General features: G+C 62.6%; 23 protein-coding genes and 1 pseudogene. 17 read left to right on the top strand and 7 right to left on the bottom strand.

The features are described 5' to 3' along the window. Positions 1-5: 5 nt before the first annotated feature. A complete protein-coding gene (gene radC / locus C4K39_RS17805; protein WP_068577685.1) occupies positions 6-680 on the bottom strand; it encodes a RadC family protein in 675 nt (224 codons plus the stop codon). A gap of 132 nt (positions 681-812) precedes the next feature. Here radC and coaBC point away from each other — a divergent pair, with 132 nt between their 5' ends. The 4 genes and pseudogenes from coaBC to argB all read left to right on the top strand — a co-directional run bounded on the left by coaBC (position 813) and on the right by argB (position 5071). Next, positions 813-2021, top strand: coding sequence for a bifunctional phosphopantothenoylcysteine decarboxylase/phosphopantothenate--cysteine ligase CoaBC (gene coaBC / locus C4K39_RS17800; protein WP_068577683.1), 1209 nt, complete (start codon positions 813-815; stop codon positions 2019-2021). A 5-nt stretch (positions 2022-2026) separates the two neighbouring features. Continuing rightward, on the top strand, positions 2027-2482 hold the full coding sequence (gene dut, locus C4K39_RS17795) for a dUTP diphosphatase (RefSeq protein ID WP_124347098.1): 456 nt from the start codon (positions 2027-2029) through the stop codon (positions 2480-2482). A 258-nt stretch (positions 2483-2740) separates the two neighbouring features. Then, positions 2741-4141: pseudogene (locus C4K39_RS17790) on the top strand (phosphomannomutase/phosphoglucomutase); the annotation flags it as partial. Between the two features lie 24 nt (positions 4142-4165). Next, the gene (gene argB, locus C4K39_RS17785) at positions 4166-5071 is read left to right on the top strand and encodes an acetylglutamate kinase (RefSeq protein WP_068577677.1); all 906 of its coding nucleotides are present in this window, start codon (positions 4166-4168) and stop codon (positions 5069-5071) included. 117 nt (positions 5072-5188) lie between these two features. On the opposite strand, the gene pyrE is transcribed toward argB, so the two are convergent. After that, on the bottom strand, positions 5189-5833 hold the full coding sequence (pyrE, locus tag C4K39_RS17780; RefSeq protein WP_124347097.1) for an orotate phosphoribosyltransferase: 645 nt from the start codon (positions 5831-5833) through the stop codon (positions 5189-5191). Between the two features lie 81 nt (positions 5834-5914). Between pyrE and crc the strand changes: the two genes are divergently transcribed. Beyond that, positions 5915-6694 (top strand): catabolite repression control protein Crc, encoded by a 780-nt coding sequence (gene crc, locus C4K39_RS17775; protein ID WP_011064227.1) that lies wholly within the window; start codon positions 5915-5917, stop codon positions 6692-6694. 62 nt (positions 6695-6756) lie between these two features. On the opposite strand, the gene C4K39_RS17770 is transcribed toward crc, so the two are convergent. Both C4K39_RS17770 and rph read right to left on the bottom strand, forming a co-directional pair. Next, positions 6757-7125 (bottom strand): DUF4870 domain-containing protein, encoded by a 369-nt coding sequence (locus C4K39_RS17770; protein WP_124347096.1) that lies wholly within the window; start codon positions 7123-7125, stop codon positions 6757-6759. A gap of 28 nt (positions 7126-7153) precedes the next feature. Further along, positions 7154-7876: a ribonuclease PH gene (gene rph / locus C4K39_RS17765; RefSeq protein WP_022641842.1), complete on the bottom strand. Its 723-nt coding sequence runs from the start codon at positions 7874-7876 to the stop codon at positions 7154-7156. Between the two features lie 269 nt (positions 7877-8145). Here rph and C4K39_RS17760 point away from each other — a divergent pair, with 269 nt between their 5' ends. From C4K39_RS17760 to C4K39_RS17735, 6 genes are all read left to right on the top strand, one after another. Continuing rightward, the gene (locus C4K39_RS17760) at positions 8146-9009 is read left to right on the top strand and encodes a YicC/YloC family endoribonuclease (protein ID WP_068577668.1); all 864 of its coding nucleotides are present in this window, start codon (positions 8146-8148) and stop codon (positions 9007-9009) included. 10 nt (positions 9010-9019) lie between these two features. Then, positions 9020-9640 carry a guanylate kinase gene (gmk, locus tag C4K39_RS17755; RefSeq protein WP_068577666.1) on the top strand — a complete coding sequence of 207 codons (621 nt, stop codon included), beginning with the start codon at positions 9020-9022 and terminating at the stop codon, positions 9638-9640. A 168-nt stretch (positions 9641-9808) separates the two neighbouring features. Next, complete coding sequence (gene rpoZ / locus C4K39_RS17750; RefSeq protein WP_007921129.1) at positions 9809-10072, top strand: DNA-directed RNA polymerase subunit omega; 264 nt, start codon at positions 9809-9811, stop codon at positions 10070-10072. Positions 10073-10129: 57 nt separating this feature from the next. Beyond that, positions 10130-12235, top strand: coding sequence for a bifunctional GTP diphosphokinase/guanosine-3',5'-bis pyrophosphate 3'-pyrophosphohydrolase (gene spoT, locus C4K39_RS17745; protein WP_068577664.1), 2106 nt, complete (start codon positions 10130-10132; stop codon positions 12233-12235). A 36-nt stretch (positions 12236-12271) separates the two neighbouring features. Continuing rightward, positions 12272-12652: a RidA family protein gene (locus tag C4K39_RS17740; protein WP_003176922.1), complete on the top strand. Its 381-nt coding sequence runs from the start codon at positions 12272-12274 to the stop codon at positions 12650-12652. A gap of 55 nt (positions 12653-12707) precedes the next feature. Then, positions 12708-13448 carry a hypothetical protein gene (locus tag C4K39_RS17735; RefSeq protein ID WP_124347095.1) on the top strand — a complete coding sequence of 247 codons (741 nt, stop codon included), beginning with the start codon at positions 12708-12710 and terminating at the stop codon, positions 13446-13448. A gap of 106 nt (positions 13449-13554) precedes the next feature. Here the strand turns inward: C4K39_RS17735 and C4K39_RS17730 are convergent, their stop codons facing one another. Further along, positions 13555-14412, bottom strand: coding sequence for an NAD-dependent epimerase/dehydratase family protein (locus C4K39_RS17730; protein WP_124347094.1), 858 nt, complete (start codon positions 14410-14412; stop codon positions 13555-13557). A 189-nt stretch (positions 14413-14601) separates the two neighbouring features. Between C4K39_RS17730 and exbB the strand changes: the two genes are divergently transcribed. From exbB to C4K39_RS17700, 6 genes are all read left to right on the top strand, one after another. Next, positions 14602-15612 (top strand): tonB-system energizer ExbB, encoded by a 1011-nt coding sequence (exbB, locus tag C4K39_RS17725; RefSeq protein WP_068577661.1) that lies wholly within the window; start codon positions 14602-14604, stop codon positions 15610-15612. A gap of 6 nt (positions 15613-15618) precedes the next feature. Beyond that, complete coding sequence (exbD, locus tag C4K39_RS17720; RefSeq protein ID WP_068577656.1) at positions 15619-16047, top strand: TonB system transport protein ExbD; 429 nt, start codon at positions 15619-15621, stop codon at positions 16045-16047. Further along, entirely contained in the window at positions 16044-16796 is a 753-nt protein-coding gene (locus C4K39_RS17715) for an energy transducer TonB family protein (RefSeq protein WP_068577655.1), read from the top strand. Before exbD ends, C4K39_RS17715 begins: the two co-directional genes overlap by 4 nt. Positions 16797-16944: 148 nt before the next feature. Then, entirely contained in the window at positions 16945-17865 is a 921-nt protein-coding gene (locus C4K39_RS17710; protein ID WP_068577654.1) for a hydrogen peroxide-inducible genes activator, read from the top strand. A gap of 9 nt (positions 17866-17874) precedes the next feature. Then, positions 17875-19950, top strand: coding sequence for an ATP-dependent DNA helicase RecG (gene recG, locus C4K39_RS17705; RefSeq protein ID WP_068577653.1), 2076 nt, complete (start codon positions 17875-17877; stop codon positions 19948-19950). Positions 19951-20029: 79 nt separating this feature from the next. Next, positions 20030-21430 carry an aminoacyl-tRNA deacylase and HDOD domain-containing protein gene (locus tag C4K39_RS17700; protein ID WP_068577652.1) on the top strand — a complete coding sequence of 467 codons (1401 nt, stop codon included), beginning with the start codon at positions 20030-20032 and terminating at the stop codon, positions 21428-21430. A gap of 95 nt (positions 21431-21525) precedes the next feature. On the opposite strand, the gene C4K39_RS17695 is transcribed toward C4K39_RS17700, so the two are convergent. Further along, positions 21526-21909 carry a helicase gene (locus C4K39_RS17695; RefSeq protein ID WP_068577651.1) on the bottom strand — a complete coding sequence of 128 codons (384 nt, stop codon included), beginning with the start codon at positions 21907-21909 and terminating at the stop codon, positions 21526-21528. A gap of 140 nt (positions 21910-22049) precedes the next feature. Continuing rightward, complete coding sequence (tagQ, locus tag C4K39_RS17690; protein ID WP_068577649.1) at positions 22050-22985, bottom strand: type VI secretion system-associated lipoprotein TagQ; 936 nt, start codon at positions 22983-22985, stop codon at positions 22050-22052. Positions 22986-23031: the final 46 nt, after the last annotated feature.

Genomic DNA, 23031 nt, shown 5'->3' with positions numbered 1-23031 from the left:
CGCGGCTAGAGCCAGCCGTATTCGGCCATTGACAATGGATCGCCCTCACCGACGATGAAATGGTCCAGCACCCGCACATCGATAAGCTCCAGCGCCTGCTGCAAGCGCCGGGTCACGACCCGGTCGGCAGGGCTGGGGTCGGAGATACCCGACGGATGGTTGTGGCAAAGAATCACGGCTGCCGCGTTGTGGACCAGGGTGCGCTTGAGCACTTGTCGCGGATACACCGTCGTGCTGTCGATCGAACCCTGGAACAGGATTTCGAAAGCCAGGACCCGATGCCTGGTATCCAGGAACAGGCAACCGAATACTTCATGGGGCTCGTGCCTCAGCACCGACTTCAGGTAGTCGCGGACCACCAGCGGGTTCTCCAGTGCAGACTGCCGGTGCAGCTTCTCTGCCAAATGCCTTCGCGCCATCTCCAGCACGGCCTGTAACAAGGCATATTTGGCCGGCCCAAGCCCCAGCTGGCGAGTGAAGGTCCACTGGTCGGCCTCCAACAGGCTACGCAAGCTGCCAAAGCGCTGTAACAAATGCCGCGCCAGGTCGACCGCGCTTTTACCCGCGACCCCGGTACGCAGGAAGATCGCCAGTAACTCGGCATCGGAAAGACTGACCGCACCTTGCTCCAGAAGCCTTTCCCGCGGGCGCTCCGCCGCGGGCCAATCACGAATGCTCATCACACCTCCCTGTGCATGGCGCCGCTGTTCCACAGCGGACGCTGTGCTATCTTAGCCCCCTCTTTTTTGCGTGGTATTTCACCTGGGGAGGGGGCATGCCACGCAGCAATCATTGAACGGAAAGACAGGCTTATGCAGCGGCTGTATCGCAAACGCATCGTGCTCGGCATCGGTGGCGGCATTGCCGCCTACAAGAGCGCGGAGCTGGTTCGCCGACTCCTCGACCAGGGCGCCGAAGTGCGCGTGGTCATGACCCGGGGCGGCAGTGAATTCATCACACCACTGACCCTGCAGGCCCTCTCCGGGCACCCGGTCCACCTTGACCTGCTGGACCCGGCGGCCGAAGCCGCCATGGGACACATCGAGCTGGCCAAGTGGGCCGATCTCGTCCTGATCGCCCCCGCCACGGCCGACCTGATCGCTCGCCTGGCCCAGGGCATGGCCGACGACCTGCTGACCACCCTGGTCCTGGCCACCGACGCCACCGTGGCCATCGCCCCGGCGATGAACCAGGCCATGTGGCGCGACCCCGCCACCCAAGCCAACACCCAGCTCCTGCAAAGTCGCGGCCTGCGGGTGTTCGGCCCGGCCTCCGGGAGCCAGGCCTGTGGCGACGTCGGCCTGGGCCGCATGCTCGAGGCCAACGACCTCGCACTCTGCGCTGCCGACTGCTTCCAGCACCTGGCACTAACCGGCAAGCATGTACTGATCACTGCTGGTCCGACCCAGGAAAATATCGATCCGGTGCGCTACATCACCAACCATAGCTCAGGAAAAATGGGCTTCGCGTTGGCCGAGGCCGCTGTCGAGGCCGGTGCCCGAGTGACCTTGATCACCGGACCGGTCCACCTGCCCACCCCCGACAGGGTCACGCGGATCGACGTTGTCAGCGCTCGCGACATGCTCGCAGCCTGCGAGGCGGCCATCCCGTGCGATGTTTTCATCGCCTCTGCGGCGGTCGCGGATTACCGCCCAGAAGTCGTCGCCCCACAAAAATTGAAGAAAGACCCTACGAACGGCGATGGCCTACTACTACGAATGGTGCGCAATCCAGACATCCTGGCCACCATCGCCACCCGTCCGGACCGCCCGTTCAGTGTCGGCTTCGCCGCCGAGACCGAACACCTGCTCGACTACGCTGCACGCAAACTGAAGGACAAGAACCTCGACCTGATCGTCGCCAACGACGTGGCCAACCCGAGCATTGGCTTCAACAGCGAGGAAAACGCCTGCAGCGTGATTGACCGAGAGTTGCACGCAACCCTCTTCGCCCAGACCAGCAAAGGCAAGATTGCCCGCCAGCTGATCTCTTTCATCGCCGAACGGCTGAACCAGGTTTAACTCGCATGCACGCTTTACAAGCCAAGATCCTCGACCCACGCATCGGCAACGAATTCCCCCTGCCGCAGTACGCCACGCCAGGCTCCGCCGGCCTCGACCTGCGCGCCATGCTCATGGAAGACACCGTACTGGAACCGGGCCAGACCTTGCTGATCCCTACTGGCCTGTCGGTGTACATCGGCGACCCGGGCCTGGCCGCCCTGATCCTGCCCCGCTCCGGCCTGGGCCACAAACACGGCATCGTACTGGGTAACCTCGTGGGCCTGATCGATTCGGACTACCAGGGCGAGTTGATGGTGTCCTGCTGGAACCGCGGCCAGAGCGCCTTCAACATCGCTGTCGGCGAACGCATCGCCCAACTGGTACTGGTACCTGTGGTCCAGGCCCATTTCGAGGTGGTCGAGGCATTTGACGAAAGCCAGCGCGGCGCCGGCGGCTTTGGCCATTCCGGCAGCCACTGATACAAGCCGCAGGCCGGGCCTCCTGCCCGGCCCGCCCCTCCACCAGGGAAGTTTCAGGATGAACGGTCGCCGGTTATCGCTGGCGACTTTGCGCCCTGCCCGCTCCAGTTCCGGCGTGATGGCACACCAGCCATAGCCCCCGGATGGCACTTTCGCAGTACGAACTCTATGCTGAAAACGCCGTCATACCCTTCAGTTTGAGCCTGCCGGCCTGTCCTTCCACGGCCGTACTGCACCCCTTCAGATGGAGCACCCTCAGTGATGAGCAACGCAGCCAAAGTCGCCCCGAAATTTCCCGACAGCATCTTTCGCGCCTACGACATCCGCGGTGTCGTACCGCAAACCCTGACCGCCGAAACCGCCTACTGGATCGGCCGCGCCATCGGCTCCCAGAGCCTGGCCCAGGGCGAGCCGAACGTCTGCGTAGGCCGCGATGGCCGCCTGTCCGGCCCGGAGCTGGTGGCACAACTGATCCAGGGCCTGCATGACAGCGGCTGCCACGTCAGCGATGTCGGCCTGGTTCCGACCCCTGCCCTGTATTACGCAGCCAACGTACTGGCCGGCAAGTCCGGGGTCATGCTCACCGGAAGCCACAACCCTTCGAACTACAACGGCTTCAAGATCGTCATCGCCGGCGACACCCTGGCCAATGAACAGATCCAGGCCCTGCACGAGCGCCTCAAGAGCAATAACCTGAGCAGCGCCCAAGGCAGCATCACCAAGGTGGACATCCTTCCACGCTACCTCGAGGAGATCACTCGGGACGTGAAGCTGGCTCGCCGCCTGAAGGTGGTGGTCGATTGCGGCAACGGCGCCGCAGGGGTCATCGCCCCGCAACTGATCGAAGCCCTGAACTGCGAAGTCATCCCACTGTTCTGTGATGTGGATGGCAACTTCCCCAACCACCACCCGGACCCGGGCAAGCCCGAGAACCTCGAGGACCTGATCGCCAAGGTCAAGGAAACCGGGGCCGACCTGGGCCTGGCCTTCGACGGCGATGGTGATCGCGTCGGTGTGGTCACCAACACCGGAAGCATTGTCTTCCCCGACCGTCTGCTGATGCTCTTCGCCAAGGATGTGGTGGCACGCAACCCGGACGCGGAGATCATCTTCGACGTCAAGTGCACCCGACGCCTGATTCCGTTGATCAAGGAATACGGCGGGCGCCCGCTAATGTGGAAGACCGGCCATTCGTTGATCAAGAAGAAAATGAAGCAGACCGGTGCCCTGCTGGCTGGCGAAATGAGCGGGCACGTGTTCTTCAAGGAGCGCTGGTTCGGCTTCGACGACGGCATCTACAGCGCAGCGCGCTTGCTGGAAATCCTCAGCAAGGAAAAAGCCTCTGCAGAAGAGCTGTTCGCGACCTTCCCGAACGATATTTCTACGCCGGAAATCAATATCCATGTGACCGAAGAGAGCAAATTCAGCATCATTGATGCCTTGCACGACGCGCAATGGGGCGAGGGAGCCAACCTGACCACCATTGACGGGGTGCGAGTCGACTATGCCAAGGGCTGGGGCCTGGTTCGCGCCTCCAATACCACCCCTGTGCTGGTGCTGCGCTTCGAGGCTGACAATGCAGCCGAACTGCAGCGGATTAAGGACGTGTTCCACGTCCAACTGAAACGTGTTGCACCTGATCTCCAACTACCGTTTTGATTGTTTGAAGCACCGGAGCCCTGAATGACCATCGAACGCGATGCCGCCGCCAATACCGCCAAGGTCCTATCCGAAGCGCTGCCTTATATTCGCCGCTATGTCGGCAAGACCCTGGTGATCAAGTACGGCGGCAACGCTATGGAAAGCGAGGAGCTGAAAACCGGCTTCGCCCGCGACATCGTGCTGATGAAGGCGGTCGGGATCAACCCGGTGGTAGTACATGGTGGCGGCCCGCAAATCGGTGATCTGCTCAAGCGCTTGTCGATCGAAAGCCACTTCGTCGATGGCATGCGCGTGACCGACGCGCAGACCATGGACGTGGTGGAGATGGTCCTCGGTGGCCAGGTGAACAAGGACATCGTCAACCTGATCAACCGCCATGGCGGCAGCGCCATTGGCTTGACCGGCAAGGATGCCGAGCTGATCCGGGCCAAGAAGCTCACCGTGACCCGCCAGACGCCTGAGATGACCACTGCGGAAATCATCGATATCGGTCATGTGGGTGAAGTGGTTGGAATCAACACCGACCTGCTGAACCTGCTGGTCAAGGGTGATTTCATCCCGGTGATCGCACCCATCGGCGTGGGCGCCAATGGCGAGTCCTACAACATCAACGCCGATCTTGTGGCCGGCAAGGTTGCCGAGGCACTGAAAGCTGAAAAGCTGATGCTGCTGACCAACATCGCCGGCCTGATGGACAAGTCGGGCAAGGTCCTGACCGGCCTGAGCACCCAGCAAGTGGACGAGCTGATCGCCGACGGCACCATCTACGGCGGCATGCTGCCGAAGATCCGCTGCGCACTGGAAGCCGTACAGGGTGGCGTTGGCAGCTCGCTGATCATCGATGGGCGCGTACCCAACGCGATCCTGCTGGAAATCTTCACCGATACCGGTGTCGGCACCCTGATCAGCAATCGCAAGCGCCCTTAAGCACTGCAATAAAAAAGACCCCGCCTGGCTTGGCCTGGCGGGGTCTTTTTTTGCGCCTTCTACAGGAGCGGGGCTTGCCCTCGACATCGGTATGTCAGACAAGCCCTCCCCAGTACCTCAGACGCCGAATTGCGTACGGTAGGCTTGCACCGCCGGCAGATGCTGCTTGAGCTGCGGGTCATCGGCCAGGAATTCCAGAACCTGGTTCAGGGAAACGATGCTGACTACCGGGATACCGAAGTCACGCTCGACTTCCTGGATCGCCGACAACTCGCCGTTACCACGCTCCTGGCGGTTCAGGGCGATCAGCACTCCCGCCGCCTTGGCGCCTTCCTGCGAGCCGATGATCTGCATCACTTCGCGAATGGCCGTGCCAGCAGTGATGACGTCATCGATGATCAGTACGTCGCCAGTCAACGGCGCACCGACGAGGCTACCGCCCTCGCCATGGGCCTTGGCTTCCTTGCGATTGAAGCACCAGGGCAGATCGCGCTGGTGATGCTCGGCCAGGGCAACGGCAGTGGCCGCAGCCAGGGGAATACCCTTGTAGGCTGGCCCGAACAGCACATCGAAGGAAATGCCGCTATCGACGATCGCCGCCGCATAGAAACGCCCCAGCTGGGCCAGGGCCGAACCGCTGTTGAACAGGCCGGCATTGAAGAAGTAAGGGCTGGTGCGCCCGGACTTCAGGGTGAACTCACCGAAGCGCAAAACCCCGCGATCGATGGCAAAACGAATGAAATCGCGCTGATACGCCTGCATGAAAAAACCCCAGATACCACGGATTTAGCTAATTAGGTAGAGCTCGGGTATCATACACGCACGTGATTTTTGGGGCCATTTATGCGGATCATCAGTGTGAACGTCAATGGTATTCAGGCTGCAGTCGAGCGTGGTTTGCTCAGTTGGCTGCAGGCACAGAATGCCGACGTCATCTGCCTGCAGGACACCCGCGCCTCCGCCTTTGAACTGGACGACCCAGCCTTCCAACTGGATGGCTACTTCCTTTATGCCTGCGATGCCGAAGTCCCTGCCCAAGGCGGTGTGGCTTTGTACTCGCGGTTGCAGCCGAAGGCGGTCATCAGCGGCCTCGGCTTCGAAACAGCCGATCGTTACGGGCGCTACCTGCAAGCCGATTTCGACAAGGTCAGCATCGCGACCTTGCTGCTTCCATCAGGGCAGAACGGCGATGAAGACTTGAACCAGAAGTTCAAGCTAATGGACGATTTCGCCCGTTATCTGGACAAGCAGCGGCGCAAGCGGCGCGAGTACATCTATTGTGGCTCGCTGTACGTGGCGCAACAGAAGCTGGATATCAAGAACTGGCGTGACAGCCAGCAGTCTCCGGGCTTCCTGGCGCCTGAACGCGCCTGGATGGACGAGATCATCGGCAACATGGGGTATGTCGACGCCCTGCGCGAAGTCAGCCGCGAAGGCGACCAGTACAGCTGGTGGCCGGACAACGAGCAGGCCGAGATGCTCAACCTGGGCTGGCGTTTCGACTACCAGCTGCTGACCCCCGGCCTGCGCCGCTTCGTACGTAGCGCGCGCCTGCCACGCCAGCCACGCTTCTCGCAGCACGCACCGCTGATCGTGGACTATGACTGGACGCTGACTATCTAAGCGTCCTTTCATCTCCCACAAAAAAGCCGACATCGCTGTCGGCTTTTTTGTGCTCGCTCGATCTATTTGACCAGGCGCCAGGTGAAGGGGTACCGATAAGGTATGCCTTCACCGGCCTTGACCCCGCCGATAATGGTCAGCACCAGAGCGCCCAATGCCAGCAGGCCGAACAGGGCAAAGCCAATCAACACGAACATCAGCAGGAAGCAGACTGCCGAGGCAATGGCGACCGTCAGCTGGAAGTTCAACGCCTCCTTGCCCTGGGCATCGATGAAGGGATCGGTCTCGCGCTTCATCTGCCAGAGGATCAGCGGCCCGATCAGCGTGCCGAACGGAATCCACAGCCCCAGCAAGGCAGACAGGTGACAGAACATTGCCCATTGCCGAACCTCATGGCTCGGCGTAGGCAGCGGAAGTTGCTCATCACTCATAATGCTCTCCTTGCCATGGCCGCCTGGATCAATCGGCGAGGGCGGCCTGTTGCAGTTGGAAGATCTCGGTCATGCCTTGCTGGGCCAAGGCCAGCATCGCATTCAACTCGGCCGGCTGGAACGGTGCGCCTTCGGCAGTACCCTGCACCTCGATGAAACCACCGGTGCTGGTCATCACCACGTTAAGGTCGGTCTCGGCCGCCGAATCCTCAAGATAGTCCAGGTCCAGTACCGGCTCACCCTGGTACATGCCCACGGAAACCGCGGCGATCATTTGCTTGAGCGGGTCACCGCCCTTCAGGCCGCCACGCTTCTTGATCACTTTCAGGGCATCCACCAGGGCGACCATTGCGCCGGTGATGGAAGCGGTGCGGGTACCGCCATCGGCCTGGATCACATCGCAGTCGACATACAGGGTGATGTCGCCAAGCTTGGACATGTCCAGCGCAGCGCGCAGCGAACGACCGATCAGGCGCTGGATTTCGAGCGTCCGGCCACCTTGTTTGCCACGACTGGCTTCGCGCTGGTTACGCTCACCGGTCGAACGCGGCAGCATGCCGTACTCGGCAGTCAGCCAACCCTGGCCCTGACCCTTGAGAAAGCGCGGCACGCCATTCTCGACACTGACCGTGCAGATCACTTTGGTATCGCCAAACTCGACCAGTACGGAGCCCTCGGCGTGTTTGGTGTAGTTGCGGGTGATGCGGATCGAGCGGAGCTGATCGGCAGCGCGACCACTTGGACGTTTCATAGAGGAACACCTGTACGAGGACGGAAAACTGCCGAACATTATAAAGCCCGCGGACGCACCAAGGCACACCAAAAACGGCCAAAGGCGCATTTGCCCCTGCAAAGCCCTGTCACGATGAACCATGACCATTATCTCTGCCAGGGTTTGGGGCCTCCGACCGCACTGCGCTACAATCCTGCGCCTTCGCAGCCTGTCGGCTTTAATTCATCACTATCAGATCCGTCTTGCCCGCTTACGGCTGGCGTCGGCGCTGAACCGGAGGAACCTCCATGGTGCACAGCATGACCGCCTTCGCCCGGGTAGAACGGGCTGGAACCCAAGGCACCCTGAGCTGGGAACTGCGCTCGGTCAACAGCCGCTACCTGGAGCCGCACCTGCGCCTGCCCGAGGCCTTCCGCGACCTGGAAGGTGCGGTGCGCGAGGCCCTGCGCCAGGGCCTGTCGCGCGGCAAGGTCGAATGCACCCTGCGCTTCACCGAGGAAACCACCGGCAAGCCACTGCAGGTCGACCGTGAACGCGCAGCGCAGTTGGTCGCCGCCGCCGAGTCCGTTGCCGGCCTGATCAAGCAGCCAGCCCCGCTCAACCCCTTGGAAGTTCTGGCTTGGCCTGGAGTCCTGGTGGCTGACGCCAGCGACCCACAAGCCCTGAACAACGACGCCCTGGCACTGTTCAACCAGGGCCTGAAGGAACTCAAGAGCGGTCGCGAACGCGAAGGCGCCGAACTGGCGCGACTGATCAACGAACGCCTGTCTTCTATAGAAGAAGACGTGGCGACTCTACGCGAGCTGGTTCCGCAGATGCTCTCGGCCCAGCGCCAGAAAATCCTCGATCGCTTTGCCGACATGCAGGCCGAACTGGACCCAGCCCGCCTTGAGCAGGAAATGGTCCTGCTGGCGCAGAAGAGCGACGTCGCCGAGGAACTGGACCGCCTGAGCACCCACATCATCGAAGTTCGCCGCGTACTCAAGTCCGGCGGCGCCGCCGGCCGGCGGCTGGACTTCCTGATGCAGGAGCTCAACCGCGAAGCCAACACACTGGGCTCCAAGGCCTTCGACCCGCGCAGCACCCAGGCTGCGGTCAACCTCAAGGTGTTGATCGAGCAGATGCGCGAACAAGTGCAGAACATTGAGTAAGGCAACTGACATGACCCACAGCACCGGCACCCTGTACATCATTTCCGCCCCCTCGGGAGCGGGCAAGACCAGCCTGGTCAAGGCCCTGATCGACGCCGATGCCAGCATCCGCGTCTCGATCTCCCACACCACCCGCGCCATGCGCCCAGGGGAAGCCAACGGGGTGAATTACCACTTCGTCGAGCGCGAAGAGTTCGTGCGCATGATCGAACATGGCGACTTCCTCGAGCGCGCCGAAGTCTTCGGCAATCTCTACGGCACGTCCCAGAGCCACCTGCAGCAAACCCTGGACGAAGGTCACGATCTGATCCTGGAAATCGACTGGCAGGGCGCCGAACAGGTGCGCAAGCTGATGCCCCAGGCCCGTTCGATCTTCATCCTGCCGCCATCCCAGCAAGCCTTGCGCCAGCGCCTGACCAATCGCGGCCAGGACAGCGACGAGATCATCGAGGGCCGGATGCGTGAAGCGGTCAGCGAAATGAGCCATTACGTCGACTATGACTACCTGATCATCAATGACGACTTCGCCCACGCCCTGGACGACCTGAAAGCGATTTTCCGCACCAACCAACTGCAACAAAAACGCCAGCAACAGCGTTTCGGCAAACTACTCGCTGAGTTGCTGGGTTAAAACAGATCTTCCCAAAACCGCTGCGGGCGCTTTACATTGGTGCTTGCAGCGCGTTGAAGGGTCTGGTCAAAAAATCAGCGCTTCCCTAATCGCTGGTGATTTTTTAAACTGTTGAGTCCGCTCGCCCATCCGGGCACCGCGCATATTGCATTTGCTACGAGGAAGACCATGGCCCGCGTAACCGTTGAAGACTGCCTAGAACACGTGGATAACCGCTTTGAGCTGGTCATGCTCTCTACCAAGCGTGCCCGTCAACTGGCCACCGGCGGCAAAGAGCCGAAAGTAGCATGGGAAAACGACAAGCCTACCGTTGTCGCCCTGCGCGAAATCGCTGAAGGCCTGATCGACTACGCAGCCATCGCCGAAGCCGAAATCGTTGAAGATGAACCGCTTTTTGCTGCTTTCGAGGACGAGTCCAACGAGGCCGTCTGAGCCTATGCCTGGTCGACGTAGCACGGCGCGGGATCACAGCCTACGGCAGGAGACATCATGCCGAGCATAGACGCCCTCGCCGATCGCTTATCGACCTATCTCGGCCCGGACCAGGTCAATCTGGTCCGCCGAGCGTATTTCTACGCCGAACAAGCCCATGACGGTCAGCGCCGTCGCAGCGGCGAGGCGTACGTCACGCACCCTCTCGCGGTAGCGAACATCCTTGCCGACATGCACATGGACCATCAGAGCCTGATGGCTGCGATGCTGCATGACGTGATCGAGGACACCGGCATCGCCAAAGAAGCGCTCAGTGCGCAATTCGGCGAAACCGTGGCCGAACTGGTCGACGGGGTCAGCAAACTGACCCAGATGAACTTCGAGACCAAGGCCGAAGCCCAAGCCGAAAACTTCCAGAAGATGGCCATGGCCATGGCCCGCGACATCCGCGTGATCCTGGTCAAGCTGGCCGACCGCCTGCATAACATGCGCACCCTGGAAGTACTGTCCGGTGAAAAACGCCGGCGAATCGCCAAGGAAACCCTGGAAATCTATGCCCCCATCGCCAACCGGCTGGGCATGCACAGCGTGCGCATCGAGTTCGAGGACCTGGGCTTCAAGGCCATGCACCCGATGCGCTCCGCGCGGATCTACCAGGCGGTCAAGCGCGCCCGGGGCAACCGCAAGGAAATCGTCAACAAGATCGAAGAATCCCTTGGCCACTGCCTGGCCATCGATGGCATCCAGGGCGAGGTCAGCGGTCGCCAGAAGCACCTCTACGGCATCTACAAGAAGATGCGTGGCAAGCGCCGGGCCTTCAACGAGATCATGGATGTCTATGCGTTCCGGATCATCGTCGACAAGGTCGATACCTGCTATCGCGTGCTTGGCGCCGTACACAACCTGTACAAGCCGCTACCGGGGCGCTTCAAGGACTACATCGCCATTCCCAAGGCCAACGGCTACCAGTCGCTGCATACCACGCTGTTCGGCATGCACGGGGTTCCGATCGAAATCCAGATCCGCACTCGCGAAATGGAAGAGATGGCGAACAACGGCATCGCTGCCCACTGGCTGTACAAGTCCAGTGGCGACGAACAGCCCAAGAGCACTCACGCCAGGGCCCGCCAATGGGTCAAGGGCGTGCTGGAAATGCAGCAGCGAGCCGGCAACTCCCTGGAGTTCATCGAGAGCGTTAAGATCGACCTGTTTCCGGACGAGGTCTACGTCTTCACACCCAAGGGCCGGATCATGGAGCTGCCCAAGGGCTCCACGGCCGTCGATTTCGCCTATGCGGTGCACACCGATGTGGGCAACAGCTGCATCGCCTGCCGGATCAATCGCCGCCTGGCGCCACTGTCCGAACCACTGCAAAGCGGCTCGACCGTGGAAATCGTCAGCGCTCCCGGCGCTCGGCCAAATCCGGCCTGGCTCAACTTCGTGGTCACCGGCAAGGCCCGCACCCACATTCGCCACGCCCTCAAGCTGCAACGCCGCTCCGAGTCCATCAGCCTCGGTGAGCGCTTGCTGAACAAGGTGCTCAACGGCTTCGACAGTGCCCTGGAGAAAATCTCCGCCGAACGAGTCCAGGCAATCCTCCACGAATACCGCCTGGAGTTGATCGAAGACTTGCTGGAAGACATTGGCCTGGGTAACCGCATGGCCTACGTCGTGGCCCGCCGCCTGCTGGGCGAGGGCGAACAGCTGCCGAGCCCGGAAGGTCCGCTGGCCATCCGCGGCACCGAAGGCCTGGTGCTGAGCTACGCCAAGTGCTGCACGCCGATCCCGGGCGACCCGATCGTCGGCCACCTGTCGGCGGGCAAAGGCATGGTGGTGCACCTGGAAAACTGCCGCAACATCAGCGAAATCCGCCACAACCCGGAAAAATGCATCCAGCTGTCCTGGGCCAAGGATGTCACCGGCGAGTTCAACGTCGAACTGCGCGTCGAGCTGGAGCACCAGCGCGGCCTGATCGCGCTGCTGGCCAGCAGCGTCAACGCCGCCGACGGCAACATCGAGAAAATCAGCATGGACGAACGCGATGGCCGCATCAGCGTGGTCCAACTGGTGGTCAGCGTGCACGACCGCGTGCACCTGGCCCGCGTGATCAAGAAACTGCGCGCCCTGATCGGAGTCATCCGCATCACCCGCATGCGTGCCTAACCCCCTCCATAGCCCGCCCATTACAAGGAGTCATTCATGACCAAGACTGTTATTACCAGCGACAAGGCCCCGGCTGCCATCGGTACCTACTCCCAGGCCATCAAGGCTGGCAACACTGTCTACATGTCGGGCCAGATCCCGCTAGATCCTAAGACCATGGAACTGGTCGAAGGCTTCGAAGCCCAGACCGTCCAGGTGTTCGAGAACCTCAAGTCGGTCGCCGAGGCTGCTGGCGGTTCGTTCAAGGACATCGTCAAGCTGAACATCTTCCTCACCGACCTGAGCCACTTCGCCAAGGTCAACGAGATCATGGGCAAGTACTTCGAACAGCCCTACCCAGCTCGCGCCGCCATCGGCGTGGCAGCCCTGCCAAAGGGCGCACAGGTTGAAATGGATGCCATTCTGGTCATCGAGTGACACCCTCGGCGCAGCCGTCCAGGCTGCGCCGTTTTCGTTCTGAAAGGATTTCGTCATGCGCAAAGCGCTAGCTGTTTCGCTGCTCGCCGTATTGCTCGGCGGTTGTGCCAGCGACCCCGCCAAACACGATGTCGGCGGCATCTGGATCAATCAGGTAGCGATCGACGCCGCCTCCAAGGGCGGACCTTTGCGTGAAGCCCTCCAGGCCAATGGCCCGACCCTGGAGTGGGAGATCAACACCAAGGCTGGCCAGGCTCGCTACACCAATGGTTTCGAGACCGTCGAAGGCAAGCTGCCCAGCGAAAGCGCCGACTCCGCCAAGATCGAGGTCTACGGCAGCGCCCCCACCGAACTCAAGCGCAGCGGCAAGCGACTGCTCCAGGTCGCCAACGACAATGAGCCCGAGCAAGTATTCGACCGTCCCAAGGAGCCAGCCCCCGAAGGCGCTCCACTGGGTGCCAATTTCGAGCGCGCCCTGTATTCGGCCTACCTGGGCGGTAAATGGAAGATCATCAACGGGCCGGGCCTGGGCGATACCGTACAGTTCCAGGCCGATGGCGCAGTACAAGGTCTGCCGGGCGCAGATCGCTATGCGCTGTGCCTGGCTGGTGATTGCGCCTCGATGAGCGGTGGCAACGACAGTATCTGGCTGCAGCTCAACGGCCGCGGCAATTCCTGGATCTTCGTGCGCAAGGACCAGCAGCTGGAGATATTCCAGGCGGTCAACACTGCCCTGGCAGACGAAGTGCCATCGCTAACCCCGGGCAACCAGCAGTGGCTGCTGGAGAAGCAGTGATTCGCCAGTAACCGCTACCGCACAAGGCCTTGCACCTTAGCGGTAGCGGCTCCCCTTGGGAGCCGCCTCAGGCCTTGGCAGGCGGCGGCAAACCCGAGGGACAGCCTCAACCCTGCCCTTCGAGAATCGCCGCATACCCCTCGCGATAGCTGGGATAGCGCGGCACCCAACCCAAAGCCTTCGCCCGAGCGTTGCTACAGCGCTTGCTCCCCGTGCGCCGCACACTAGCGTCCGCCGCCCACTCCGTTACTCCCAGGTAATCGCGTAACCAGCCGACCACCTCAGCCAGCGGCGCAGGTGCGTCATCCACGCCTATGTAGCAGTCCTCCAGCTCAGCCCCACCGTGATCGGCCTTGAGCAGGCAGGCCAGCAAGCCGGCAGCATCATCGGCATGGATGCGATTGCCGTACAGCGGCGGCTCGACCGCCACTCGGTACCCCCGCCGTACCTGGGTCAGCAGCCACTCACGTCCAGGCCCATAGATGCCGGTAAGACGTACCCGACTGGCAGGAATCCCACTATCCAGGGCCACCTGTTCCGCCTCCAGCATCAGGCGCCCGGAGTAGGCATTGGCCTCGGCGGGAGCGGTTTCATCGATCCACTCGCCATCCTTTTGTTCGTAGACGCTGCTGCTGGACACGAACAACAGCCGCTTGGGGCGCTGGCCGTGCTGCTTGAGCCAGCCCAGCACGTGCTGCAAACCCTCGACGTAGGCGGCACGATACCCGGCCTCGTCATGCTCGGTGGCCGCGGCGCAATACACCAGGTAGTCCAGAGGTTCCTCGGGCCAGTCCGCCGGACACTGCGCACTGAACAAATCGCCGGCGACGCCAAGCACCCCCTCGGGCAAGTGCGATACCGTGCGGCGCAAGCCATGGACTCGCCATTGCTCGGCCAGCAGTTGAGTCGCCAGGCGACTTCCGACATCGCCGCAACCGGCGATCAGAACAGAGGGGGCAGACATCAGAAAACTCCTTGCACAAAGGTCAAGACTAGCCTTCACACAAGACGAGCGGCTAGTAATCGAGGAAAAAAAGATACTCTATTACTTCTGTTAACAAGAATTACTTGCAATAATGACCGCCCATTTTGTTCTCGGCCCTGCGAGGCCTAGAAGGACATTCACCCTATTCTCCTCTCAGGTCCGGCCAGCATGACAAGCAACCCATTCTCCGTCTCGCCAACCACACGCCCAAGCCCGCTGCGCACCATGGGCGCAGCCGCCGCGCTGCTGTGCAGCCTGCTGCTGGCCCCGACCGCAGCCTGGGCCGACCAGCACGCACCAGCCACGGCGCCAGTCGCCTCCACACCGGTCGCCGAGCATCCAGCCACCGATCCGGCAGCACCTGCCACAGCTCCCGCCGCAGCTGCGGCAACCGGCGAGCAAGCTCCGGTCGATGGCCAGCCAGTAGCTGCCCAGGACCTCCCTGAAGTCCTGGAAGCCGACAACACCCTGGGCATGGCCCACGACCTGTCGCCATGGGGCATGTACCAGAACGCCGACATCATCGTGAAGCTGGTAATGATCGGCCTGGCCATCGCCTCGATCATCACCTGGACCATCTGGATCGCCAAAGGCTTCGAGCTGATGGGCGCCAAGCGCCGCCTGCGCCATGAAATCGCTGCCCTGAAGAAGGCCACCAACCTCAAGGAAGCCAGCGCCAGCGCCACCAAGCAAGGCACGCTCACCAACCTGCTGGTCCACGATGCCCTGGAAGAAATGCGCCTGTCGGCCAACAGCCGTGAGAAAGAAGGCATCAAGGAACGTGTGAGCTTCCGCCTGGAGCGCCTGGTAGCCGCTTGCGGCCGCAACATGAGCAGTGGCACCGGGGTGCTGGCCACCATCGGCTCCACCGCCCCCTTCGTCGGCCTGTTCGGCACCGTATGGGGCATCATGAACAGCTTCATCGGCATCGCCAAAACCCAGACCACCAACCTTGCCGTGGTCGCCCCAGGTATCGCCGAAGCCCTGCTGGCCACGGCCCTGGGCCTGGTTGCGGCAATCCCGGCAGTAGTGATCTACAACGTCTTCGCCCGCTCCATCACCGGCTATAAGGCCCAGGTAACCGATGCCTCGGCAGAAGTCCTGCTGCTGGTCAGTCGCGACCTGGACCACCAGCCAAGCGAGCGCACCGCACAACCGCACATGGTGAAAGTGGGGTAATCGGCCATGGGCTTGCATTTGAAGGAAGGGGCAGGCGACGACCTGGCCGAAAACCACGAAATCAACGTCACGCCATTCATCGACGTGATGCTGGTACTGCTGATCATCTTCATGGTGGCCGCTCCCCTGGCCACCGTGGACATCAAGGTCGATCTCCCCGCCTCCAGCGCCAAACCGGCGCCGCGCCCGGAAAAACCCGTGTTCCTAAGCGTGAAGGCCGACCAGCGCCTGTTCCTCGGCGATGACGAAATCAAGGCCGAGACCCTGGGCGCCGCCCTCGACGCCAAGACCCAGGGCAAGAAGGACACCACGATCTTCTTCCAGGCCGACAAAGGCGTGGACTACGGTGACCTGATGAGCGTGATGGACACTCTGCGCGCAGCCGGCTACCTGAAGGTCGGCCTGGTCGGACTCGAGACGGCAGCCAAGAAATGATCACGACGCGCCAAAGACTGACGCGTTACAGCGGTAGCCTGGCCGTGGTGCTGGGCGTCCATGCGGTGGCGATTGCACTCGCCCTCAACTGGTCCAAGCCACAGCCCATGCCAATTCCTCCCCAAGCCATGGTGGTGGAACTGGCACCTGCCCCTGTGCCGCCGCCCCCGGCACCACCCAAGGTGGTGACCCCACCACAGCCACCCGCCCCTGTGGAAGAGCTGCCGCTGCCCAAGCTCGCCGAAGCACCCAAGCCGACTATTTCGGTGCCCAAGCCGGTCAAGCAGAAGCCCAAGCCACAACCGCCAAAGCCAGTGGAAAAGCCGGAGCCGCCCAAGGAAAAGCCTTCCGACGAAAAGCCCAGCGACGCTCCGGTCACCCCGGCGCAATCCAGCAACCCGGCACCGGCAACGCCAGGCCCATCGCCGGCCCAGGCCGCCGCCAAGGCCAACTGGCAGGGTGAGTTGCAGGCACACCTGGCCAAGTACAAGCGTTATCCAAGCGAAGCCCAGCGGCGCGGCAAAGAGGGTACCAACTCGCTACGCTTCGTCGTGGATGCCGAAGGCAAGGTACTGTCCTACGAGCTGGTCGGGCGTTCGGGCAACGCCGACCTGGATCGCGCCACCCTGGACATGATCCGTCGCGCCCAACCGCTGCCCAAGCCACCTGCCGACATGCTCAACAACGGCAGCGTGGAAATCACCGCCTCGTACAACTACGAGATCGACAGAAGCCGCGGCCGCCGCTGACACACCACAAGGGCACCCTCAGGGTGCCCTTCGTGTTTATGCCCCCTGAGTCAGGCATTGGCGGGTGTCGTATTCCACCTTCAGTCTGATAACGTGCGTCTATCGATTGCAGCCGTTATGCTTGGCCGCAACCTTACGGACGCCCGCTATGACTCTTACAGAACTGCGCTACATCGTTACCCTTGCCCAAGAGCAGCATTTCGGCCATGCCGCCGAACGCTGCCACGTCAGCCAGCCCACCCTCTCGGTTGGCGTGAAGAAGCTTGAGGACGAACTCGGCGTGCTGATCTTCGAGCGCAGCAAGAGCGCCGTACGCCTGACCCCGGTCGGCGAGACCATCGTCGCCCAGGCACAGAAAGTACTGGAGCAGGCCCAGGGCATCCGCGAACTGGCCCAGGCCGGCAAGAACCAACTGACAGCGCCCCTCAAGGTCGGCGCCATCTACACCGTCGGCCCATACCTGTTCCCCCACCTGATTCCACAGCTGCACCGGGTCGCCCCGCAGATGCCGCTGTATATCGAGGAAAACTTCACCCACGTACTGCGGGACAAGCTGCGCAATGGCGAACTGGACGCGATCATCATCGCCCTGCCGTTCAACGAAGCAGACGTCCTGACCCTGCCGCTGTACGACGAACCCTTCTACGTGCTGATGCCCAGCGACCACTCCTGGACGCGCAAGGAAACCATCGATGCCAGCCTGCTCAACGACAAGAGCCTGTTGCTGCTGGGCGAAGGGCACTGCTTCCGCGATCAGGTCCTGGAGGCCTGCCCAACCCTGACCAAGGGTAATGACGGCGCCAAGCACACCACCGTGGAATCCAGCTCGCTGGAAACCATTCGCCACATGGTCGCTTCAGGCCTGGGCGTCTCAATCCTGCCGCTGTCGGCAGTGGACAGCCATCATTACGCCCCCGGTGTCATCGAGGTCCGCCCACTGACCCCACCCGCACCGTTTCGCACCGTGGCCATCGCCTGGCGCGCGAGCTTCCCGCGGCCCAAGGCCATCGAGATCCTCGCCGACTCGATCCGCCTGTGCTCGGTGGCCAAACCGCCTGCCGCCAGCTAAGCCCTCGCGATGACTGAGCTGTCGAAGGTGTCGGTGACGGCGCTCAAGGGCGTCGGCGAGGCCATGGCCGAGAAACTGGCCAAGGTCGGCCTGGAGAACCTCCAGGATGTGCTGTTCCACCTGCCCCTGCGCTACCAGGATCGCACTCGCGTGGTGCCTATCGGCGCCTTGCGCCCGGGTCAGGACGCGGTGGTCGAAGGCACGGTCAGTGGCGCCGATGTGGTCATGGGCAAGCGCCGCAGCCTGCTGGTGCGCCTGCAAGACGGCACCGGGGGTCTGAGCCTGCGCTTCTACCACTTCAGCAACGCCCAGAAAGAGGGCCTGAAACGTGGCACCCGCGTACGCTGCTACGGTGAAGCCCGCCCAGGCGCCTCGGGCCTGGAGATCTACCACCCCGAGTACCGCGCCATCCAGGGTGACGAACCACCACCGGTGGACCAGACCCTGACCCCCATTTATCCGCTCACCGAAGGCCTGACCCAACAGCGCCTGCGCATGCTGTGCCAGCAGAGCCTGGCCATGCTCGGTCCACGCAGCCTGCCCGATTGGCTGCCGCAGGAACTGGCCAGGGACTACCAACTCGCCCCCCTGGACGATGCGATCCGCTACCTGCATCACCCTCCGGCCGACGCCGATGTCGATGAACTGGCCCTGGGTCACCACTGGGCCCAACACCGCCTGGCATTCGAGGAGCTGCTGACTCACCAGTTGTCCCAGCAGCGCCTGCGCGACAGCCTGCGCTCCCAGCGCGCGCCCGTACTGCCGGTAGCGAAGAAACTACCGGCCCGGTACCTGAAGAACCTGGGCTTCGCCCCTACCGGAGCACAACAACGGGTGGGCAATGAAATCGCCTACGACCTGAGCCAGCCCGAACCCATGCTCCGCCTGGTCCAGGGCGACGTTGGCGCCGGCAAGACCGTAGTGGCCGCCCTGGCCGCCCTGCAGGCGCTGGAAGCCGGCTACCAGGTGGCGCTGATGGCGCCCACCGAGATCCTCGCCGAACAGCACTTCATCACCTTCAAGCGCTGGCTGGAGCCGCTGGGCCTGGAAGTCGCCTGGCTGGCCGGCAAGCTCAAGGGCAAGAGCCGCAGCGCCGCCCTGGAACAGATCGCCAGCGGTGTCCCCATGGTGGTGGGCACCCACGCCCTGTTCCAGGAAGAGGTGCAATTCAAGAACCTGGCCCTGGCGATCATCGACGAGCAGCACCGCTTTGGCGTCCAGCAGCGCCTGGCCCTGCGCCAGAAGGGTGTCGGTGGCAAACTCTGCCCGCACCAGTTGATCATGACCGCCACGCCCATTCCCCGGACCCTGGCCATGAGTGCCTACGCCGACCTGGATACCTCCATCCTCGACGAGCTGCCTCCCGGCCGGACGCCGGTCAACACCGTGCTGGTGACCGATAGCCGCCGCATCGAAGTGATCGAGCGGGTACGCGCGGCGTGCGCCGAAGGTCGCCAGGCCTACTGGGTCTGCACCTTGATCGAGGAGTCGGAGGAACTCACCTGCCAGGCTGCCGAAACCACCTTCGAGGACCTGTCCAGCGCCCTGGGCGAGCTGCGAGTAGGCTTGATCCATGGCCGTATGAAGGCACCGGAGAAGGCGGCGGTCATGGCCGAGTTCAAGGCCGGCCACCTGCAGCTGCTGGTGGCCACCACTGTGATCGAAGTCGGCGTGGACGTACCCAACGCCAGCCTGATGATCATCGAAAACCCCGAGCGCCTGGGCCTGGCCCAACTGCACCAATTGCGGGGCCGGGTCGGTCGCGGCAGCGCCGCCAGCCACTGCGTGTTGCTCTACCACCCGCCGCTGTCGCAAATCGGTCGTCAACGCCTGGGCATCATGCGCGAAACCAACGACGGCTTCGTCATCGCCGAAAAAGACCTCGAGCTGCGCGGCCCCGGGGAAATGCTCGGCACCCGCCAGACCGGCCTGCTGCAATTCAAGGTGGCCGACCTGATGCGCGATGCCGACCTGCTGCCCGCCGTGCGCGATGCTGCCCAGGCGCTGCTGGAGCGCTGGCCGGACCACGTCAGCCCGCTGCTGGAGCGCTGGCTGCGCCACGGCCAGCAATACGGGCAAGTGTGAACCAACACTCAGTTAATGGACCATTGGCATGACCAAGCTGGTTATACTGGTCACATTGTAGAAGAACGGATACCAGACCATGACAGAAGTTGCCCTCGCCACTGCAACCCCGCACGCGCCGTCTGTTATCCGGTTGCTGCTCGGCAAGCTGGCCATCGGCTACAACGAAGTCATCGACCAGCCGGGCCTGTCGGCCGAACGCAAAGTCCAGGCAGTGCTGCTGGACGATGCTGTGGGCGCGCTGATGGTGCTGTTCCCCCAGAGCCAGCTGCTGGATCTCAACCGTCTGGCCGAACTCACCGGTCGACGCCTGCGCTCGGTTTCCACCGAACGCCTGGAACGCATGCTTGGCAAACACAGCCTGAGCCTGCTGCCGGGCCTGCCAGCCCTGACCAGCTCGCCCTGCCTGTATGAAGAAAGCCTGCTGCGCGAGCCCACCCTGCTGATCAACTCCGGCGAGCCGGGCGTGCTGCTGGAAATCACTCGCGAAGACTTCAAGAGCATGCTCAGCAAGGCCAGCGCCGGTACCTTCGGCGAAGCCCTGAGCAGCATCCGTCCCAACCTCGACCGCCCGGATGACGACCGCGAGGAAATCTCCCAGGCGATGCAAGCCTTCACCGCGCGTCGCATCCAGCAACGTCTGGAAGCCACCATCGAGATCCCGCCGCTGGCCGAAACCGCGCAGAAGATCATCAAGCTGCGGGTCGACCCCAACGCCACCATCGACGACATCACCGGCGTGGTGGAAACCGACCCGGCGCTGGCGGCGCAGGTGGTGAGCTGGGCGGCCTCGCCCTATTACGCCTCGCCGGGCAAGATTCGCTCGGTGGAAGACGCCATCGTCCGCGTACTGGGCTTCGACCTGGTGATCAACCTTGCCCTGGGCCTGGCGCTGGGCAAGACCCTGAGCCTGCCCAAGGACCAGCCACAGCACGCCACGCCGTACTGGCAGCAGTCCATCTACACCGCGGCGGTGATCGAAGGCCTGACCCGGGCGATGCCCCGGGCCCAGCGCCCGGAGTCCGGCCTGACGTACCTCGCCGGGCTGCTGCACAACTTCGGCTACCTACTCCTGGCTCACGTATTCCCGCCACACTTCTCGCTGATCTGCCGGCACCTGGAGGTCAACCCGCACCTGTGCCACAGCTACGTCGAGCAGCACCTGCTAGGGATCAGCCGCGAACAGATCGGCGCCTGGCTGATGCGCTACTGGGACATGCCGGATGAGCTGTCCACCGCCCTGCGCTTCCAACACGACCCGACCTACGACGGCGCCTACGCCGAGTACCCGAACCTGGTCTGCCTGGCCGTACGCCTGCTACGCAGCCGGGGTATCGGCTCAGGCCCGCGCGAAGAGATTCCCGACGCCCTGCTGGAGCGCCTGGGGCTGAGCCGCGACAAGGCCGAGGACGTGGTCAGCAAGGTACTGGAAGCCGAAGTACTGCTGCGAGAGCTGGCCTCGCAATTCAGCCAGGTCTGAACGAGCCACGTCACCCCCGGTGACGTGGTGGGCCCTGCCAGCCGCTGCCGCTGTTGGCAGCGCAGGCCCTGGCCCTCCCTGAAACAGTAGCGCCCTCAAGCCTTGGGCTTGGGCTTCTTCGGCTTCAGGTACTTGGTCAGCCCCTGGAACCAGATCACCAGCGCCGGGTTGCCCTTGATCTGGATCGACTTGTCCTGGATTCCCGTCATGAATGCCAGCTGCTTGTTCTTCGCCTGCATGGTCGCGAAGCCATAGGCAGCGTCCTTGAAGGCAATAGCGAAAGCCGGCTCGGGATAAAACCCCGAACGACTGGTAACACGCTGGTCCTTGACGAAGAAATGCCGAGCAACCTTGCCATCGAGCGTCTGCAGCTGGAATACCAGCTCCTTGTCGCCCAATTGTTGCTGGAAAGCGGGATTGTTACGGCTGGCCTTGCCCATCAACAGGCCAAGTACCCAGAGGAGAAAACGAAATTTCATGCGCGGCGCCTCAGTGGAATTATTGGATGGCCGGCGCAGTGTAACCTGTAACTCGCCGAGCGCCAGCCGATCCGTTCGATTGCTCGAAGATCGCCTGGCGTTCAGCGCTTATCGCTACATCTTGTCAGACAATCACTGACTCAGACGTTCGGGCAAGGCACCGGTGCCCAGTCGCCCAGGTCCGGGTTCTTGCACATGCTGTTGACCTGGGTCTGGCCGGTGGTAGCCACCTGGTTGCTCTCGGCCTGCTTGGTCTTGGCCTGCTGCATCGACTTCTCGGTGCTCACCGCTTCCTTCGGCACCACCGGCAGCTTCTGCTTGGCCGGTGGGTTCTTGCCTTTGCCCTTGCCTTTGCCGGTGGTAGTCACTGGAGTGGTGTCGGCGGTGGCCACCTTGACCACGTCGGTGCGCTGTACGCCCACTTGCTGCAGGTCTTGCTCGTAGGCCTGGTTGTACTTGCTCAGGTCCTCGCTGGCACGACCATTCACCGCGGTGATCAGGTCGTTGGACTCCTTCAGGCCGCTGACGATTTCTGCCAGGCGCTTGCGCCCTTCGACATCGTTGATGCTGTTGGCCTTGCGAGCGCTGATCAGGCTGTCGAAAGCGCGCTGGTAACAAGTCTGCGAAGCGCGGGCATAAGCCGTGCTGCGGTCGATGTCGGCCACGCTCTTGTTGACGTCGGTAGCGTAGGAAGCGATGCGCTGGTTGTCATCGGCAATCTGCTTCTGGCGCTCGGTGTAGTAGCCAGCAGCACCGCCAGCCAGGGCACCACCAGCGGCGCCGATGGCTGCATTGCGACCACGGTGGTCGCCGTCGCCGGTCAGGGCACCGAGCAAGGCGCCGCCAGCAGCACCCAGGGCGGCACCGGTGACGACCGACTTGGTCATGTCCGAGTCAGTGGCACGCAGGTGCTGCACCGGCTCGTAGCAGCTCGGGTAGTACTCGACCTTGGTGGTGGAAGCGACCTTGGATACCGGAGAGGTCGCGCAACCGGTCAATACGGTGCTGAACCCGGCGGCAACCAACAGCAGGTGACGCTTGGAAGTCGAAGCAAAGGGTTTGCGGGAAAAAAGCATGTTCGTGATCTCGATTAAGTTTGACCAACTCGACGCGGCACCAGGC

Origin of the sequence: Pseudomonas sessilinigenes, from assembly GCF_003850565.1 — a bacterium.
Taxonomy (GTDB): Bacteria; Pseudomonadota; Gammaproteobacteria; order Pseudomonadales; family Pseudomonadaceae; genus Aquipseudomonas; species Aquipseudomonas sessilinigenes.
Note: the sequence above shows the minus strand (reverse complement) of the source record. Positions and strands in the feature narration are given on the sequence as shown.